Raw genomic sequence first — 274 nt, 5'->3', positions numbered from 1 at the left:
GAAGTGGCTCAGCTTGGTAGAGCACCTGGTTTGGGACCAGGGGGTCGCAGGTTCAAATCCTGTCTTCCCGACCATCATTTCGCGGGTGTAGTTTAGTGGTAAAACCTCAGCCTTCCAAGCTGATGTCGTGAGTTCGATTCTCATCACCCGCTCCAATCTAATAGAAGAGATTCAGTGCTTTTTTTATGCCTTTTTTAGGGCCTGTAGCTCAGCTGGTTAGAGCGCACGCCTGATAAGCGTGAGGTCGGTGGTTCGAGTCCACTCAGGCCCACCA

2 tRNA genes are annotated in these 274 nt (G+C 51.8%); both read left to right on the top strand.

Annotated elements, in window-relative coordinates:
* Positions 1-81 precede the first annotated feature (81 nt).
* Positions 82-155, top strand: a tRNA-Gly gene (locus SAY88_RS25015).
* Positions 156-197: 42 nt separating this feature from the next.
* Positions 198-274: transfer RNA gene (locus tag SAY88_RS25010), tRNA-Ile, on the top strand.

The sequence above is a fragment of the Halalkalibacter flavus genome, from assembly GCF_036663575.1.
GTDB lineage: Bacteria > Bacillota > Bacilli > Bacillales > Bacillaceae_D > Halalkalibacter > Halalkalibacter flavus.
This window is presented reverse-complemented; position numbering and strand designations above follow the sequence as displayed.